At 48.5% G+C, this 17,543-nt stretch carries 17 protein-coding genes and 1 pseudogene; 7 read left to right on the top strand and 11 right to left on the bottom strand.

From position 1 onward, the window contains the following. The 4 genes from B7991_RS12135 to B7991_RS12120 form a co-directional block, all read right to left on the bottom strand. A complete protein-coding gene (locus B7991_RS12135) occupies window positions 1-846 on the bottom strand; it encodes a hypothetical protein (RefSeq protein ID WP_217898063.1) in 846 nt (281 codons plus the stop codon). After that, on the bottom strand, window positions 843-1,346 hold the full coding sequence (locus B7991_RS12130) for an RNA polymerase sigma factor (protein WP_088631061.1): 504 nt from the start codon (window positions 1,344-1,346) through the stop codon (window positions 843-845). Before B7991_RS12130 ends, B7991_RS12135 begins: the two co-directional genes overlap by 4 nt. A 285-nt stretch (window positions 1,347-1,631) precedes the next feature. Further along, window positions 1,632-2,342, bottom strand: a complete 711-nt coding sequence (locus B7991_RS12125; protein WP_088631060.1) for a nitroreductase family protein — start codon at window positions 2,340-2,342, stop codon at window positions 1,632-1,634. 50 nt (window positions 2,343-2,392) lie between these two features. Next, window positions 2,393-2,899 (bottom strand): very short patch repair endonuclease, encoded by a 507-nt coding sequence (locus B7991_RS12120; RefSeq protein ID WP_088631106.1) that lies wholly within the window; start codon window positions 2,897-2,899, stop codon window positions 2,393-2,395. 88 nt (window positions 2,900-2,987) lie between these two features. On the opposite strand from B7991_RS12120, the gene pepT reads away from it, so the two are divergent. The 3 genes from pepT to B7991_RS12105 all read left to right on the top strand — a co-directional run bounded on the left by pepT (window position 2,988) and on the right by B7991_RS12105 (window position 6,693). Next, window positions 2,988-4,235 (top strand): peptidase T, encoded by a 1,248-nt coding sequence (gene pepT, locus B7991_RS12115; protein ID WP_088631059.1) that lies wholly within the window; start codon window positions 2,988-2,990, stop codon window positions 4,233-4,235. An 84-nt stretch (window positions 4,236-4,319) separates the two neighbouring features. Further along, window positions 4,320-5,873, top strand: coding sequence for an SLC13 family permease (locus B7991_RS12110; protein ID WP_088631058.1), 1,554 nt, complete (start codon window positions 4,320-4,322; stop codon window positions 5,871-5,873). Window positions 5,874-5,937: 64 nt separating this feature from the next. Then, window positions 5,938-6,693 carry a fibrobacter succinogenes major paralogous domain-containing protein gene (locus tag B7991_RS12105; RefSeq protein WP_088631057.1) on the top strand — a complete coding sequence of 252 codons (756 nt, stop codon included), beginning with the start codon at window positions 5,938-5,940 and terminating at the stop codon, window positions 6,691-6,693. A gap of 91 nt (window positions 6,694-6,784) precedes the next feature. Here B7991_RS12105 and B7991_RS15240 read toward each other — a convergent pair whose 3' ends face one another. Together B7991_RS15240 and B7991_RS15235 are read right to left on the bottom strand one after the other, a co-directional pair. After that, window positions 6,785-7,729: a transporter gene (locus B7991_RS15240; protein ID WP_369597617.1), complete on the bottom strand. Its 945-nt coding sequence runs from the start codon at window positions 7,727-7,729 to the stop codon at window positions 6,785-6,787. 690 nt (window positions 7,730-8,419) lie between these two features. Next, a pseudogene (locus B7991_RS15235) lies at window positions 8,420-8,776 on the bottom strand (Gfo/Idh/MocA family protein); the annotation flags it as partial. Window positions 8,777-8,961: 185 nt separating this feature from the next. Between B7991_RS15235 and B7991_RS12095 the strand changes: the two are divergent. After that, entirely contained in the window at window positions 8,962-9,891 is a 930-nt protein-coding gene (locus B7991_RS12095) for a ketopantoate reductase family protein (RefSeq protein ID WP_088631055.1), read from the top strand. A gap of 76 nt (window positions 9,892-9,967) precedes the next feature. Here the strand turns inward: B7991_RS12095 and B7991_RS12090 are convergent, their stop codons facing one another. After that, complete coding sequence (locus tag B7991_RS12090; protein WP_088631105.1) at window positions 9,968-10,345, bottom strand: (deoxy)nucleoside triphosphate pyrophosphohydrolase; 378 nt, start codon at window positions 10,343-10,345, stop codon at window positions 9,968-9,970. Window positions 10,346-10,630: 285 nt separating this feature from the next. Between B7991_RS12090 and B7991_RS12085 the strand changes: the two genes are divergently transcribed. From B7991_RS12085 to B7991_RS12075, 3 genes are read left to right on the top strand one after another with little or no spacing between them, the layout of a single operon-like run. Continuing rightward, window positions 10,631-11,173: a glutathione peroxidase gene (locus tag B7991_RS12085; protein WP_088631054.1), complete on the top strand. Its 543-nt coding sequence runs from the start codon at window positions 10,631-10,633 to the stop codon at window positions 11,171-11,173. Window positions 11,174-11,181: 8 nt separating this feature from the next. After that, window positions 11,182-11,619, top strand: a complete 438-nt coding sequence (locus tag B7991_RS12080; RefSeq protein ID WP_088631053.1) for a MarR family winged helix-turn-helix transcriptional regulator — start codon at window positions 11,182-11,184, stop codon at window positions 11,617-11,619. Beyond that, window positions 11,616-12,155, top strand: coding sequence for a low molecular weight protein-tyrosine-phosphatase (locus B7991_RS12075; protein WP_088631052.1), 540 nt, complete (start codon window positions 11,616-11,618; stop codon window positions 12,153-12,155). Before B7991_RS12080 ends, B7991_RS12075 begins: the two co-directional genes overlap by 4 nt. Window positions 12,156-12,249: 94 nt before the next feature. Here the strand turns inward: B7991_RS12075 and B7991_RS12070 are convergent, their stop codons facing one another. From B7991_RS12070 to B7991_RS12055, 4 genes are all read right to left on the bottom strand, one after another. Beyond that, a complete protein-coding gene (locus B7991_RS12070; protein ID WP_088631051.1) occupies window positions 12,250-14,175 on the bottom strand; it encodes a carbohydrate-binding protein in 1,926 nt (641 codons plus the stop codon). An 89-nt stretch (window positions 14,176-14,264) separates the two neighbouring features. Then, entirely contained in the window at window positions 14,265-15,047 is a 783-nt protein-coding gene (locus B7991_RS12065) for a co-chaperone YbbN (RefSeq protein WP_176421824.1), read from the bottom strand. Window positions 15,048-15,128: 81 nt separating this feature from the next. Then, a complete protein-coding gene (locus tag B7991_RS12060) occupies window positions 15,129-15,623 on the bottom strand; it encodes a hypothetical protein (RefSeq protein WP_088631049.1) in 495 nt (164 codons plus the stop codon). Window positions 15,624-16,009: 386 nt separating this feature from the next. Next, window positions 16,010-17,278 carry a hypothetical protein gene (locus B7991_RS12055; protein WP_088631048.1) on the bottom strand — a complete coding sequence of 423 codons (1,269 nt, stop codon included), beginning with the start codon at window positions 17,276-17,278 and terminating at the stop codon, window positions 16,010-16,012. Between the last annotated feature and the right edge of the window lie 265 nt (window positions 17,279-17,543).

Raw genomic sequence — 17,543 nt, 5'->3', positions numbered from 1 at the left:
TTATTTACCCACCTTCTTGAGAGTAAAACCAATCACCTTCACGTCGCTTCTCTTAAGCAACTTATCAACATCATTTTCTTCAACCGCAAATTCCTTGGGAGAAGTCACAAAGAAGAACTTTTCAAAGTACGGAGCATCATCAAGCTTGTACGCAAACGGGAGCGAATTCATCTTGCCCGGAGCAAGTTCAATCGCCTTCACGCCATTGCCCATGTGGAGAGTCAGAGCGCCATTGCCGTCCATGCTAAAAAGGAGTCCAAAGCATTTCTCAGGAACGGCATAGCGCAACTGGATTTCATCGCCTTCGCCGACAGAATCAAGATCGTTCAGCTGGACAATCCCGGCAGGAGTCTTTTTCCATACTTCCATGCGGGCGTCAAGTCCCTTGATGCGCGTATCGGATTCATTTTCGGCAAGAGCAACCTGCGTGTTTTGCGAGCCATTAACATTAGCGACATCGCCACCCACGCGTTCGTTCATCACGGAAGTTTCGCGCGGGGCAAAGAACGCCACCAATGCAACCGCAAAAACGAACATAGCCGCAGCCGCAAATTTCACGAGCATAAAGCGCACCGCATTTTTTGCATCATTTTTCGCGGCAATCCCGGCGGCACCCGTTCCAAGATTCGTGCGACCTTCCTCAGCAACATCCGTTGCATCGGCGATTTTTTCGGCAAGCGTTTCAAACGGCAACTTGCTCAAAATCGCCTTGTTGTCTTCACGGAGCATTTTTACGCGATTTGCAAATACCGCATCATTCGCTTCAAGCTCGCGAAGCTTATTCATTTCTTCATCCGGCAAATCGCCAGTCAGGAATCGTTCTAATTTCCAATCGGGAATCATCACTGAACCTCCAGAGTTTTAACTTTGGCCTGTAACCCGCGCAAACGCTTGCGCACACCGCTTACCGAGAGCCCCACTTCACGGGCAGTCTCTTCGAGCGTCATTCCATCGACAAAATGGAGGACTGCCATTGTGCGGCTAGATTCGGGTTCCTTCGAAAAGAGCTTTGCCAGCACATTTTTCGTTTCGTAATCGTCATGCTCATCTTCGGCACAGGCGATGCTCAAAAGCAGGCTAGAAGAATCTACGTCAAGTCCACGACGGCGCTTGTCACGAATGCGGTTGAGGCAAAGTCTCGTTGCCGTATTCCACAAAAGGCTGCTCGGCGACTCCATATCCAGGCGTTCCGATGCAGAGTAAATCCGCAAAAAAACGTCTTGCATGAGGTCGCTAGCTTCAGCGTCATCGCGAAGGAGTTGCAGGCAGCGCCTATAGACCATAGGCGCGTACTTCTCGTAAATCTTTGCAAATCCTGCTTTTTTTAAGGTTTCTAGGCTTTTCACGTTTATGTAACACCGGAGGTATTCAAAAGTGTTACCATAAAATTTAAAAAAATTTGAGTATAACCAGTCATTCCCGCCTCCGAGCGGGAATCTCCTTTTTTTTCAAGCCCAAGAGGGCGATGCCCTCCCCATACGCGGATCATGCTCACATAAGTGCTAGTTGCATTCAAGGCGAGTGTCGCGACAGGCTGCTTGCAGACTGTCATGATTGAGCCGAAGATGCTGACGCAAAGCGTCAAAGCACTAAGTGATCAAAGAGATTAAATCGGGCATGACAAAACAGCGCTAAATCGTGTCTGAACTTCTTAAAGTTTGCATGGAACGGCGGAAAATTTCCTTGCCAGAGCCAATTTCAAAGAAATACTTGAAAATTCCAAGATCGACCTTGCTAAAAAAGCCCAAACGCTTCTCCGCAAAAACGCGGCCACTCTCGTCAACGGTAAATTTAGCCTTGAACTGGTTCAAAGCCGATGGCGCAAGCATCACGCAGTCAATCCCCTTCTTGAACCAATCCGGAGCTTTATCGTAATCCGGCGCGATTCGCGTCACAGGCTTCATCGGGTGCTGCACGCCCTGCGTCTCGCCATTGCCAATCGCAATCACAAGCTCCAGCTTTTCGCCATCGTCAATTTCAATTGTCGGAGTCTTCTTGAACGTAAGCCCAACCACGCAAGTATTGAGCCCAATCATCTGCGCCAAAAGCACGATATCCGCCGTCGCATACCCCACGCGTTCATCGAGCGAAGCTTCGCACCCCGCCACTGACTTTTGACCCGCAATCGCAATGTAATTTTTCACATTTCGAAACGATCCGTAATGCGCCAAGCGACCGCTAAATGCCACATCGTCATTTAAAACAAGCTGCATGTGGAGGGCAAAATTTTCATTCAGCCGACGAATCCGCGACTGCAATTCTTCGACTTGCTCCTTAGTCAAAGGCGTCGAAGCATACCTACGCACAGAATGTCGTGCTAAAACAGCCTCTTCAATAGTCATAAATTCTCCTTCTCAAAAGCTCCCAAGAATTACTATTCTAAACTACAATTTTACAGCTCAATTGTCTCGTCATCGCTCTTGATAAAATCAATTAAGCGCTCCAACGTGAGGGCTGCCCCCATATTCCCCGCATCGGCAACACCTTCTACACGCAAGGAACACTCCCAGACAATCGCCACGCGATACCCCAAGAGCGAAAGTTCGTGTTGCGTTTTAATATCGCGCACAATGTTGCGGTCAAACTTGTCGTTCCAAAATGCAGAATTCGACTTCGGACGGCTCGTGAGCTTGCAACCGTGCTGGTGCCAGAAACACCCGTTCACAAAAATCGCAACCCCATACCTTTGTACGAAAATATCCGGCGTCCCCGGCAAATCCCGACGGTGAAGCCGATAGCGGAACCCAGCCTCAAAAAGCGCCTTGCGCACAATCATCTCGGGCTTTGTATCCTCCGAATGGACCGCCTGCATCATCTGCGAGCGGGTCATCGGCTTGCGAGCCCTGCGCTTTTTAGCCACCCTTTTCTTGGTACTTGATTTTTTTGAAACTTTATCCACTATCGTGTTCCCAATTACGTTAAAAAAGATAAATTTAATTGCAGAATAAAATCGCAAGTTATTTTGATTTTTTAATAGCAGGCACAAAATGAAAGTCCAAGACCGCTTTTTAAAATACGTGAGCTTCACCACCACCTCCGACGAAGAGAGCGAAAGTTGCCCGAGCACCAAGCAACAACTTGAACTCGCCAAGTTCTTGACCGAGGAACTTGAACAGATTGGACTTTCACAAGTGAAGATGGACGAGAACGGCTACGTCTACGGGCTTCTACCCGCCACCGAAGGCCGCGAAAGCGACACGCCCATCGGATTCATCAGTCACATGGACACGTCACCGGATTTTTCGGGCGTGAACCCGAAACCGCAAATCATCGAAGATTACGATGGTGAAGATGTACCCCTCAAGGGCTCGGGAGCTGTGCTCAAGGTCGAAGACTTCCCCACGCTCAAATGGCTCAAGGGCCGCACACTCATCACGACTGACGGCACAACGCTCCTCGGCGCCGACGACAAGGCAGGCATTGCCGAAATCGTGACCGCCATGGAAGAGCTCATCGAAATCGACCGCCACGCCGAAAGCCGCGGCTACGAGAATCTCTCAGGCCACGGAGACATCTGGGTCTGCTTCACTCCAGACGAAGAAATCGGACGCGGCGCCGACCGTCTGGACTTGAGCTATTTCACGGCTAAATACGCCTACACCGTCGACGGCGGATACGAAGGCGACATCGCTTACGAAAACTTCAACGCCGCAAGTGCCACCTTCAAGATTCACGGCAAGGGCGTGCATCCCGGCGAAGCCAAGGGCATCATGAAAAACGCAAGCCTCATGGCCGTCGAAATTGCGATGGCGCTCCCCGAAAACGAAACACCCGCCACCACCGAAGGCCGCGAAGGATTCTACCACCTGACCGACATGCAAGGCGACGTGACCGAAGCAACACTCAGCTACATCGTCCGCGACCACGACCAGACGCGATTTGAAGAACGCCAGGAATTCCTGCGCGAAATCGCCAAAAAGTTTAACGAAAAATTCGGCGAAGGCTCTATCGAGCTTGAGCTCAAGCATTCCTACAGCAACATGCTGCAAATCATCGAAAAAACGCCCGAAGTCCTTGAACGCGCCCGCACAGCCATTGCCGCCGAAAACATCACGCCGGTAAGCGACCCTGTGCGCGGCGGCACCGACGGCGCCAAGCTCAGCTTCATGGGACTCCCCTGCCCAAATCTCGGCACGGGCGGCTACGGCTACCACGGTCCCTTCGAACACGTAACCGTCGAAGGCATGGAAACAGTCGTCCGCATCATCAAGAGAATCGCCACCAGCAGGGGTTAAAAGCCCAAAATCATTCCAATTTGAAATAATTAGCCGTTTGAAATCCTTGTAATATTATTATAGATTTCCCCAATGGAGGGAAGAATGTTACAAGGTTTACTTTCTTTTGAACTATTGGGACTCTCGGGGAATGCGTGGTTTACAATAGCTGTAATCCTTGCCCTATTTGCATCCATGATGTTTTCAAAATTGCGCACCGACCTCATCTTTGTCGCCGCCATGGCCGCACTATATATAAGTGGCGTTCTTGACGTTAAAGGAGCTTTTGGCGGATTCTGCGCACCATCCGTCCTCGTCATTGGCGTCCTTTTCGCAGTCATTGCAGGTCTCAATCAGACAGGCGTTTTGAACTGGATTGTCAAGCACCTGATGGGCACCCCAAAAACTCTCACGGGAGCCATCACGCGCCTCATGCTCCCCGTCGCCCTTTTAAGTTCTCTCCTCACCAACACGACCATCGTCGCCTTGTTCATCAACATCGTGAAGATTTGGTCCAAAAAGCTCGGAATTTCGCCGTCCAAGCTTTTGATCCCGCTCAGTTACGCATCTGGAATGGGCGGCATCTGCACCTTGATCGGAACTCCGCCAAACCTCATTATTTCAGGGCTCTACACCGACACGACCGGCATCCATCTCGGGATTTTCACGACAACGATTTGCGGGCTATTCTGCCTTGCTGTTGGCATTTTGTCTGTCATCGCACTGCAGAAGCTCCTCCCCGAACGCAAGTCCCCGTTAAGCGGGCTCAGCGATGACGAAATGACACTCGAACTCTGCGTGCCCTCAAAGCATAACTTTATCGGCATGACTTTGCGAGAAATCTACGACAGCAATCCGCGCGGTTTCGAGAAAGACAAGAACGGCATTCTCGCCATCCGCCGTTTCGATAACGAAGTCGAAGTTGCTACCCCCGATTCCATCATCATGGGCGCAGACCACATCATCGTATCGGGGAAGGCGGAGCAACTCCAGTGGATTTGTAACAACCTCAACTTGAAAAACGAGCACCTGGAAGGCGTCATCGAAAACGCAGCCGTCGGAAAAAAATTTGGAAAGAAAACCGTCATTTCCGCAGCCATCATGATTGCCATGGTGCTCCTTTCGGCATTTAACATAATGCCGTTACTTTCGTCTTGCTTACTCGCTGCCGCAGCCATGATCCTTTTCCGTTGCTGTTCAAGCACGCAAGCAATGAACGCCATCAACTGGGAAATCATCATCGTTTTTGCAGGAAGCATTTGCCTTGGCAAAGCGCTTGAAATCACCGGTGTCGCCTCAAAAATCGCAAACAGCATTTTGAGCGTGAGCGGAAGCAACCCCTACATTACACTCGCCATTATGTGCGTTGTCGCAACCTTCATCACCGAATTTATCAGCAACACGGCAGCCGCAGCATTGTTCTGCCCCATTGCATTGAGCGCCGCGAGCGCCCTTGGCGTGAACCAGCTCACATTCTGTATCGCACTCATGATTGCCGCAAGCAGTAGTTTTGCTACCCCGATTGGCTCCCCCACCCACATGCTCGTTTACGGCCCGGGCGGTTACCATTTTACAGATTTTGTTAAAATCGGCCTTCCGATGAATTTTATCATCCTAGCGGCAAATATATTTATAACAACTTTGATTTTTCCCTTTTAATAATATAAGTTAAAGTTATCAGTTTCATCAAAAAAGATTATACATTAAACATACGGAGGTTACTATGCATATTTCATTCATCATATTCAATATCTTTGTTCTCATTGTCATCGTCGTCGCTGCATACGCACTAGGGCGTAGAATCAGCAAAGAAACCAAGCAGAATGCGCCCGAAGCTTTGAACAACACGCCTTACGACGACTGCATCAAGGAAAACGAAGCCAAGTTCAAGTACGGAACATTCACGGACGCCCGCGATGGCGAAACGTACCGCACCATTCAAATCGGAAACCAGGTCTGGATGGCAGAAAACTTGCGCTTCAAAACCGACGGTAGCTACGCTCCGAACAACGATGAATCGAACGTTGCAAAGTTCGGTCGTTTGTACACATGGACAAAGGCTTTGAACATTCCCGATGAATACGTTGAACAATCTCCGGCAAAAGACATCGAGATGTACAACAAAATCAAGGACAAGAACTACAAGGGCATTGCCCCAGAAGGTTGGCATATTCCGAGCAACAAGGAATGGGAACAGCTCCTCAGCAATCTTGACGCAAAGTCCGATGGTGGTGAGTTGCGCGGCAAATTCATGTGGAAGAACAAGGGCAAGGATACGTTCGGATTCTTTGCGCTCCCGGCGGGCTACCGCTTTGACAACGGCAACTTCTGCCATTTCAGCAGACGCGCCCGTTTTTGGAGCAAGGATGAATACGGCAAGGCTAATGCATTCCGCCTGAGCATTACCAACAATTCCGTTGATATCGAAGGCGTGTACAGATCCGACGCTCTCTCGATTCGCTGCGTGAAAAACGTGTAATTGACGGCGAAGCCTATACAAAAGTCCCTCGCGAGTATTCGCGAGGGCTTTTTGTGTTTTTTGTAAGTGCGTTTCCGTTCCGAGGAGGGTGTTAGTTGGAAGAATCGTTGCCGTGAACGTAACTTACAAAAGCAAAGCGTTTGCTGTCGGGAGCCCAGGAATTGACATTGATAGTTCCTTGACCGCCGAAGAGTTTAAGAATCGTTTGCGGTGCAGACCAAGAATCTGCAGGGAGTGAGCAATTCGATTCTACGGGGAGTGCGCGGCGCATCAAGCGGAGTTCCACATTTTTGTTAGGGACATGCTCGCCCGGGCGCACATCCGTTTCTGTGTACGCGACCATCACAACCTTTTGACAGTCCGGCGAAATATGCGGGAACCACGTGTTCCAATGGGAATCGTACGTCATCTGCGTTTGCTCGGAGCCATCCGCCTTCATGCAGAAAGCTTGCATGCGTCCAAAACGTTCGGAATTAAACCAGATATATTCGCCATTGCAATCATATTCAGGACCGTCATTCAGTCCAAATGCAGTTGTGAGGCGAGTTTCGTTACCGCCCGCCGCCGGAATTGTGTAAATGTCATACGAGCCGTTGCGTTCGGCACAGTACGCAAGCGTTTTTCCGTCAGGCGTGATTCCATGCAAATAGCTTGGCGCAAGGGGCGTCACCAATCGCGGTTCGCGACCATCAAAATAAATCTTGTAAATGCGTGAAAGTCCGTCTTCTTTGGTGTGGTGGCTCACGTAAACGCCGCTGCCATCTGGGTCAAGAACGTGGTCGTTATTGCAGTTGTCCACACAATGACTTTCGATTTTTGCCACCTCGCCTGTTGCAAGCGTGTACTTGAAAATGCGACCGTTGCTATTGTACGTAAGGAACGCTCCGTCAGCGCTCCAGTTCGGCGCTTCAATCACGCAGTCGAATTCCTTGAGAACTTTTGCTTCGCCAGTTTCGATATCGAACACTTGCAAAATAGACTTGTCGCCGTTACGATTCCACGTTTCACCTGGAGAAATTTCAAACGTGTAGCTCACACCAAACTGCTCGCGAATCTTGTCCATGAGCGTCATGAATTCCATCGTCTTCGCATGCGTCATTTCCGGGCGCTCCCAAACGACGGAGTACGCCGGGCCGTCGCAAATTTCGTGCCGGAATTGCGCGGGATTTTCAATCGCTTCCTTGCATGCAAGGACTTCATATTCGTAGCAGTTGCAGAGGCGCGGAGGCTCAACGGTTTCAACGACATTTCCGGCATCATCAAGCAATTCCAGTTTCACCATATCATTCAAGTTCTGCACGCGGATTTGCCCAGCCGTTCCGTAAATCACGCCCTCGTTATGCGTCGGCGAGACCATTGATGTCTTAAGATATGCTTTTTGGCCGTTTTCGTACGTGAGATTTATCCAGTCGCTCGCATCCACGCCCGTCTTGAACTTGACGCATTTGCAATCCATCGATGTAATTTCGTTGCGGACGAAATTGCCATCAGAAGTTTCGCGTGTGCCAAGGAACAAGTCCGCAAACGTAAGGCTGTAAATACCGATATCCAAAAGCGCACCGCCCGCAAGCGCAGGGTCATGCATACGGTCCCTATCGCTAAGTTTCATCGAGAAATCAGCTTCAACCGATTCAACATTTCCGACGCGACCATTGCTAATCCAGCTACGAATCGTCTCTAGCGCAGGCAAGAATCGAGTCCACATCGCTTCGCACAAGAAAACGCCCTTATCATGCGCGAGCGAAATCACCTCTGCGGCAAGTTTTGCATTCGCCGTAAAAGCCTTTTCGACAAGAATATTTCGGCCATGTTCAATACAAAGTTTTGCAAATACATGATGATGCGAATGCGGCGTCGCAATATAAATCAAATCGATTGCAGAATCCGCAACAAGTTCCTCGTAACTGCCGTACGCTTTTTCAAAGCCATATTCCTTGGCAAAAGCATCCGCCTTTTCCAAATTGCGGGATGCCACGGCGTAGCATTCTACGCCCATTCCCTGATTTTCCAAAGTTTTAACAGCGGCAGCCATCTTTGTCGCAATATGACCACACCCAAGAATCGCAAACTTCAAATTTTTCATACCATAAATATAAATCGCTCACACCCGAAACCGCCAAAAAATTTTGCACCCCCTGTTTACCGCTGTAGCCGAATAAAATCAAACCCGTTTTTCAGTTGCCGCCCACATTCAAGTCTGTCATGCCCGCCACCGCGCGGGCATCACCCTCACCGTCAAACGCTCCAGAATTTGATATATTTTTCACCATGAAGCAGATTGAAACAGTTGCAGTTGTGGGTCTCGGGGCGGTCGGTGCCGTTGTGGCAGAACAGCTCTTGAGCGTTCTCGGGAACAAGCTTTATTGCGTGATGGACGCCGAACGCAAGGCGCGATACCAAGCAAGCGGAATCGTCATCAACGGGAAAAAGGCGGACTTCAACTTTGTCACGCCGGACGAAGTCCCGATCGTTGACCTTGTGATTTTTGCGACCAAGAATTTGCAATTCAACGAAGCGCTAGCAGAAGCGAAAAATGCAGTCGGACCGAACACAGCGTTACTTTCGCTTTTGAACGGAGTCCATTCCGAAACAGAAATCGAGCGCGTTTACGGTGCAGAAAAGACGTTGTACGGATTCATCGTCAATTTGCAGTCCATCAACAAGCATGGAAATATCGATTGTGCGGGCCGAGGCATCATTCTCTTTGGTGAAAAAGACAACCACCGTTCCGAACGTATCGAAGCCATCCACCAGCTTTTTGAAACAGCGCACATCGTCCACAAGATTCCAGAAAACATCCGCTTGGAAATGTGGAAAAAACTCTTAATGAACACGGTGTTCAATTCAATCGGAGCCATTTGCCGTTCGACATTTGCGGGTTTCAATTTCCCGGTGATGCAATCGCTTGTGCGTAAAATTGGGAACGAAGTCATTCAGGTGGCGAACGCCGAAGGTTTTGCACTCACAAACGAAGACCTTGAAGAAAACTTGCGCCTCACATGCAACTACACGCCGCTCGGCAAGTGTTCCATGCTGCAGGATATCGAGGCCGGACGCAAAACGGAGAACACGTATTTCTGCGGAACCATCACTAAGCTCGGGAAGGCTCACGGGATTCCGACGCCCTACTGCGAATTCTTAGGCGAACTCCTCGAAGGGACCGAACTCGCGCGAGAATTGCAAAAGAAGCTGTCATAACAAGATTTCACTGGATTCTTCGCTTCGCTCAGAATGACGAAGAAGCAGGATGCATTACTCGCAAATGACGGTGATGCTATAGATGTTTCACAACCTCAACATCGGCGGGGAGCCAGCTGACAGTGTTTAGATTTTCACGGTCAAGCCATTTGGCGTCTTCATGTTCCAGGAGTTTCGGCTTGCAGCCTGCAGCGAGCGAGCAATAAAAGCAATGCATCGTCAGGTGAAATTTCGGGTAATCGTATTCCACCGTGCAAATTCTTTCGCCAACAATCACTTTAACATCAAGTTCTTCCTGGAGTTCACGGACTAGCGCCTGTTCGGGCGTTTCTCCCGGTTCCATCTTGCCGCCCGGAAATTCCCAGCCATCTTTTTGGTCGCCATACCCACGCTGCGTGGCAAAAATGCGCCCGCCATCCGTGATAACACCCGCGACAACTTCTATAGATTTCATGGTGTAAAATGTAGAAAAAGCAATGTCCACAGCGTCATTCTGAGCCATTTATGGCGAAGAATCCAGTAAAAAATTTAAACGCTATCTAGACTTAACTGGATCTCTCGCTACGCTCGGGATGACGAAAATGCAGGTTTTCTTTGCAGTCAGGATGACATTCCATTTGCGGAAAATCACATAAAAACCAAATTATAACTTACTTTTTTCCGCCAACTATTGACTTTTCAAATTAAATTTTATAAAATTTAATTGTGTAAAACAAAACAGTGTATATGGAGAAAAAATATGACAATCTACGACTTCACACTTACCGATGGTAAAGGCAACGAAGTTCCACTCTCTAAATTCAAGGGCCAAGTCATGCTCATCGTGAACACGGCGACCGGCTGCGGATTCACCCCGCATTACAAGCCGATCGAACAGATGTACACGGACTTCCACGACAAGGGCTTCGAAGTCATCGACATTCCGTGCAACCAGTTCATGAACCAGACCCCAGGCTCTGACGAAGAAATCCATGAATTCTGTACGCTCAAGTACGGCACCACCTTCCCGCAGATGAAAAAGTCTGACGTGAACGGCCCCAACGAGCTCCCGCTTTACACCTACCTGAAATCCAAAATAGGCTTTGAAGGTTTCGGATTCGGCGTCAAGGCGGCAGCAATGGCCATGCTTCTGAAGAAGATCGACAAGGATTACAAGAACAATCCTGATATCAAGTGGAACTTCACAAAGTTCGTCATCGACCGCGCAGGCAACGTTGTCGCCCGTTTTGAACCCACTGCCAAAATGGAGGACGTACGTTCTTGCGTTGAAAAGCTACTTTAGGAGGTGCAATGATTTGTCCTCAACTAAAACTTGAAAATCAACTATGCTTTCCGTTGTATGCAGTATCCAAGGAAATCACGCGCCGTTACGCGCCATTCCTGGAGCCGCTTGACCTCACCTACACGCAGTACATCGTGATGCTCGTGTTGTGGGAAGAGAAAAAGTGCAACGTCACCGAGCTCGGCCAAAAGCTCTACCTTGATTCAGGAACGCTCACCCCACTCCTGAAAAAGCTCGAGAGCAAAGGCTACATCACACGAACCCGCGAAGCAAGTGATGAGCGTTGCCTTTCTGTAAGCCTGACCGATAAAGGTGAAAAGTTGCAGCTCAAAGCAGCGAGCGTTCCTAAGTCCATGGCAAGTTGTGTAAATTTGTCAGAAGACGAGGCCAAGGCGCTTTACCACACGCTTTACAAAATCTTGGAAAGCCTTAGGAAAGACGCATGATAAAAATCTTGTTCGTATGTCACGGGAACATTTGCCGTAGCCCGATGGCAGAATTTGTAATGAAAAAGTTGGTACGCGACATTAGTTCGTCCGCAAAACAAGTCACGACGAACACAGCGTTAACTGCCGCAGACTTTGAGATTGCATCAGCAGCGACAAGCACCGAAGAAATCGGAAATCCGGTGTACCCGCCCGCAAGGCGCATGCTCGCCAGTCACGGAATCGACTGTAGCGGAAAAACGGCCCAACAAATGACCGTCGCCGACTACAATCATTACGATTACATCGTGCTCATGGATCAAAATAACCTGCGGAATCTCCGCTGGATTTTACCCCATGACATTTACGAACGAGAACTTGCGCAATACAAAGATGCGCGTGATTCCCGAGCTCACAAAGTTTCACTCCTCATGGATTGGGCGGGCAAAAACCGCGACGTTGCAGATCCCTGGTATACAGGCGATTTCGAAGCCACCTGGCAAGACGTCAACGAAGGCTGTACCGCCTTGCTACAGCACATTTTGAAAAATTCATAGACTCCTCATAGAATCCTACAAAGAAGCCGGCTCCATAAGGAACCGGCTTTTTGGCGCAAGTTTTAAACAAACTTTAGCGAATAAAGTTTTTAACCTATTTCACCGAAATTCGCAACATTTTTCCGTCCGTTTGAGGCTTTGCAATGTAGGTTCCAGGGCGCTTCACCGTAGCTGAAATTTTTGAGCGCAAACTTTCGGAGCCGAACGCCTTCAATTTTGCAACAAGGCGACCTTGCATATCGAACACATCATAACTAGCCTCATGCGGAACAGCGTGCAGCGTAGGCTTTCCAATCGCAATCGTCTTTTCGCTTTCAAAGTTCAGCCAGTCGATATTGACGTAGTTTCCGACAATTTCAAGCTTGAGCACATGTTCGCCCGCCGAAAGACTCACCTTCCCGGCATCGACCGTCGAATAAGTTTCCCAGTCCGCACCTTGCGGGAACGCGACATTGTCCAAGGCGACCTTGCCATCGACATACAGCTTCATGCCCGTATTTTCCGAAGAAGTCGCATAGCGGACTGAAACCGCGTAATCTTCTTTTTCAGTAACTTTCACAGTGTACTCAAGCCATTCGCCCTCTTGCGTGTAACCAACGGCATAGCCATTGCCGGCCTTCACGATATCAACAGCGTCTTCGCGATATTCACCACCCTTGTTGTCATCATCCAAATCAAGATAAGCCTTGCCCGAACCGCCTACATCGTAATTTTCGACTTCGACTTTACCAGGAATCTCCATAGCCGTATCCTTGTAAGGGGCTTGCGGAATAATCGGCGTGATATACACACGATAGCCATACTTTGTATTCGTGATATTTACAGGCACCGTAATCTTTCCGCCACTTACATCGTAATCCTTATTTGATACAGTCGTGGTCGAAGGCACTGCCTTGTCCTTATTTTCCCATACAACATATTCTACAGAGACATTTACCTGACTGCCAAATTCTGCAGGGATGCCCGAAATATTCACATTCACATCGCCCTTGGTGTTGCCGCCAAGCACGATACTTGCAAAGCCCTTCTTCTTGTCGAGAGCGGCAAAACCGTCCACGCCATCGCTCTTGTCGTTCGGCGGGGTCACTTTAGCCATGTAACCGCTCATGTCGCCATACCACTTATAAAGCCACCAGCCGCCACCACGTTCATTGTCCTTGGTGAGAAGGCTCCCCAAACGACCTGGAAGCGGTACAAACCACCAGGAAATCATTGCGCTTTCGACGCCGTGACGTTCAAACTTTGCAATAAACGGCACCGACAAACCCGGGCAACCTTCTTCGGAATGCTCCGTCGAAGAATATTCGTTGATGCTCAGCGGACGCGGAGTCACGTTATACTTTTTTTCAAGCGCGCGGTAGGTTTCGACAGCTCCAACAAAGCCACCACTCCCCCACTGGTGCCAGCTCACGACATCGGGCAAGCAGTTATTCTGTGCACAATACTTGATAAACGCTTCCATTTGCGAAGCGTGGTAGAATGAGTACGAAGGGCCGATAATCTTTGCACCAGGGTCCATCTGCCGAATCAAATCGTAAGTCTGTTTCCAGAGACCGGAATTGAAGTCGATATTCGATTTCCAAGTGTCATTCGGCTCGTTCCAGATTTCGTAACCGTCAAAATTCTTGTTGTTTGATTTAAGCTTATCGTTGATGACCGATTTTACTTCATTTTTCCAGTGGTCCATATTCTGGAACTTGTACGGCCATCCCGGCAAAACGTCAGCAAGGCGAATCTGAATTTTCGCACCGATGCTTTCGACACGGGGAGCCACAAGGAAAGCCCCACCAATCGGCTGTTGGCGACCGTTACCGCTGCGCGCCGGAGAAAGGAACACGTTCGGCTTGAGCGGGGCGACATCACGCTCGATATTGCTCGGAAGACTCTCAGTAAGGCCATAAAGCGAGCCCGTCGCCACATGCGTCACCGGCTTGATGCTATCGCCAAGACTTACACCCAGATTCACCGCGGCCTGAGAAGCAGAAACCGCCAAAAATAAAAAGAGAAATTTGTTTTTCATACCACATCCTTTTTACCACAATAAAAAATACCCCCATAAAGGGGGTATTTCACAGCAATTTGAGCGTTTTTATTGTCGGATTGACAAAACTACTTGCAAGTAAAACCTTGCAATTCAAGCCCGGCCCGCATCTCGCCATAAGTCGAAGTGCGCTTCATGTCCATCGCCTTCATAAACCGGCAATCATTGTCGATATGCATCTGGAAACCCGTCATCGTTGGGGCCACCTCGCCCTTGCCACTCGCGCGGATATGTTCCATCATCTGGTCGCGCCTGTCGAACTGCTCCGGTGGCACAAACACATCCGTCACGATATCGACATTCTCAATTTCTGAATCGCCGAACACAAACGAAATCGTCACAAGATTCTTGAGTCCATTGAACTGGCCATCAACCTTGCAGACAAGATTCTTGTGCGCATTTTTCTTTTTCGGTTTGCTCTTCGTCTTTTGCGCAGCACTTGGCTTTGGGGTGTAATCCAACGCGCTCAGAAGTTCCGGCTCCTTGACAACGCCCACGCGCTGGTTGATAATGCGACCATCCTTGATGAAAAAGAACGTCGGAAACGCCCGAATCGGGAGCGTATTCTTGATTTTCTCGATATTAGGCTCGTCAATCCCGATAGACGCAATCTTGATATCGCTGTAATTTTTTGCAATACCGATAAGCGTCGGAATCATGACAAGGCACGGCGGGCAGCTCGTTGACGAGACTTCAAGAATCACAGGCTTCTTGGAATGCAGAATTTCCTTTTCGAAATTGTCATCGTTGATTTTAACGATTTTAATATCTTCGGACGCCCCCGCCGCAAGAACCGCAGACACAACAAAGATAGCGACCTTCATCGCCAAATTTTTTCTAAAACCGATCATTTTCGTTTCCTTAGGTTTGATGATAAGATACAAAAAAGCCGACCCTGCGGCCGGCCTTTCCATCCATTCTAAGGATTTAGATTACTTTGCGCAACCCGTGCCGAGAGTCCCCATCATCACACTCACACACTGGGCTTCTATCGCCGCCGCATCTGCACTGCCTGCCGGATATTCAAGGCATTCGCCAAAGACACCCGGGACATCGCAAGAAACCATCGCGCCCGTTGCCGGAGTATCAGTAGTGGGCGTGCCTGTAGCAGGCGTATCAGTTGCAGGAGGATTCGTAGCCGGAGCTGCATTTTCGCAACCCGCCACAGGATTGCCCAAAGTCTGCATATCCCACTGAGCGCCATTGCATTGAGCCAATTCAGAATAACCCGTAACAACGACCGTTGCGCACTTGTTCACAGTCTGGGAACAAGTGTAGTTGTTATCCAGATCAAAGAACTTATCAACACTCGCCGGGAGCGTATCCTGTTTCGGGCCAGCCGCCGGGGCATTTGGAGAACTATCATCACCACAGGCGACAAACGAAGCCATAGCAAAGGCAGCAATAGGAAGAATCAGTTTTCTCATAATGTGTACTCCTTAAATAATTTGTAGGGATAAACTACAAAAAAATACGAACAAAAAACAACAGATAAAGTGTTGAAATTTGTATTCAGATATCAAGCAGATTAATTTGGTCACCAGTGGTGATACATTTCAACTAGCCATCCAACAACACCCACAAGAAGGTGGATGCGCCCCATCGCGGATGCACGTACGGGCCATAAGGCCTATGCCGACTGTCACGGGGATTTTCGAAATCTCAGGCAAAATGCGCAGAAGCGTATCTACACACTTGCACACCAACAATATAAGTTACCAAAAGACCGCTGTCAAGATGTTTTGAGTATTGATGCAAAAAGCCCCCTTCCATCCGGCGGGTGGAAGGGGTGCTGCCGTTCAGATTTCACGATCTAATTTTCTAGCATGAACGCGCATAGTTGATTGATGACGGCTCTACCAGAACCATGGTATACGTCACCCAAGGCTTCCTTATCGCCTCCGCGTCTGTAGTTGTCAGCGACATCCGAAATCGATTCTGCAAAATCATCAAAATCCATATTTCCAGCATCTTCTAGAATACGATGAAGAGCGCTTATATAACATCCTGCTACTTTCGGCTTAATGCCGTTTTCGTCAACCATCCAATCCCTAAAATCTAATTCAGATTGACTTGCCCTCACTCTAGTCCTCGCGCGTTGCGCCTGAGTTGAGTTCCTTGTAGCAGCAGTCTGGGCAGGACGCGGTGCTAGTGCATGACGCGCGCCATATTGAATACCAACTTCAAAATCGCCCGTTGGGTCTACCTCATTTATATCAAAACCTGGCTTCATCGCGATTTTTGACAAAAATTCTTCGTACATGCTACCATATATTTCATGGTATTTCTTCATTGCATATTTCTGCAACTGTTCAGACTCACCAATGTCATTTAACCTTACATGTACGCGCAACTGTTGCAGGTTTCTTTTAGGAGTCAAGATGAAGTTCATAGGGCAGGTTAGGCGGAGGAAATGCGCTTTAAGCAATTCTTTCCCATATTCGTCAACTTCAATATCTCTAGCATAAAAGCTTCCGGAAGGATCCTCGTGAAGTGTCCAATCTTCATATTCATCCCGCGGGAAATAATCCTCGCAGATATCTGAGATTTTAGCCAATCTTTCTCCATCCCATATATCAGTTCCCGCGTTCATGATATGGGAAATTTTATACCCCGCATTGGCAATATACGGATCTTTCCCAGCCAATGATATCGCCGCCTTATCCCGTTCAGATCGTTGGCTCCGTCCAAAACGGGCAGGGAAATTTCGGGAAATCATCGTTTCTTTAAAGTCTTCATAACTGGGAACGTAGCGGTCATAAGCCATCTTGAAGAAATAAGCGGTAAAGAAATTGTCCGTATAGAAGAACCTATACGTATCGTTGGTGACGATATTGTAAAAACCTCTTCGCAAGTCGCGGTCCCAGTCGCGGCCGTTCCCGAACGTTCTTATTGCAAAAAGAGCATTAGGTTCTTCAACGTATCTTTTCAGAAGGTCCCACCATGCTCTAACATATTCTACCGGGATAAGCTTAGGCGCGACGAAAGCATCCCAAAATTCAGCAATGGTTTCTGAGGAACCTACTTCAATATCTGGAATTCTAGGTTCACGAATTGCGTTGAGTTTTTCTTGTAAAGTCATAAGGTAGGTTTCTTTTTTTTATTTATCGTATCAATTGGGAATTATGTAAAGGAAATTGTATTAAGCGCTATACCGCTGAAGTACCTCTGCACATTCGCACACCAACAATATAGATTACCGAAAGTTTATCGTCAAAAAGCTCCAATCATCCAAAGCTCAATTTCATCACAATACACCTTGCAACTTACTACCATTGCATCTCAAATCCAAAGAATCTAAATTCTTCTACAAGAAAAAATGAACATGTTCAATGCATCACTTTCAT

The sequence above is a fragment of the Fibrobacter sp. UWB3 genome (assembly GCF_002210405.1).
GTDB lineage: Bacteria > Fibrobacterota > Fibrobacteria > Fibrobacterales > Fibrobacteraceae > Fibrobacter.
This window is presented reverse-complemented; position numbering and strand designations above follow the sequence as displayed.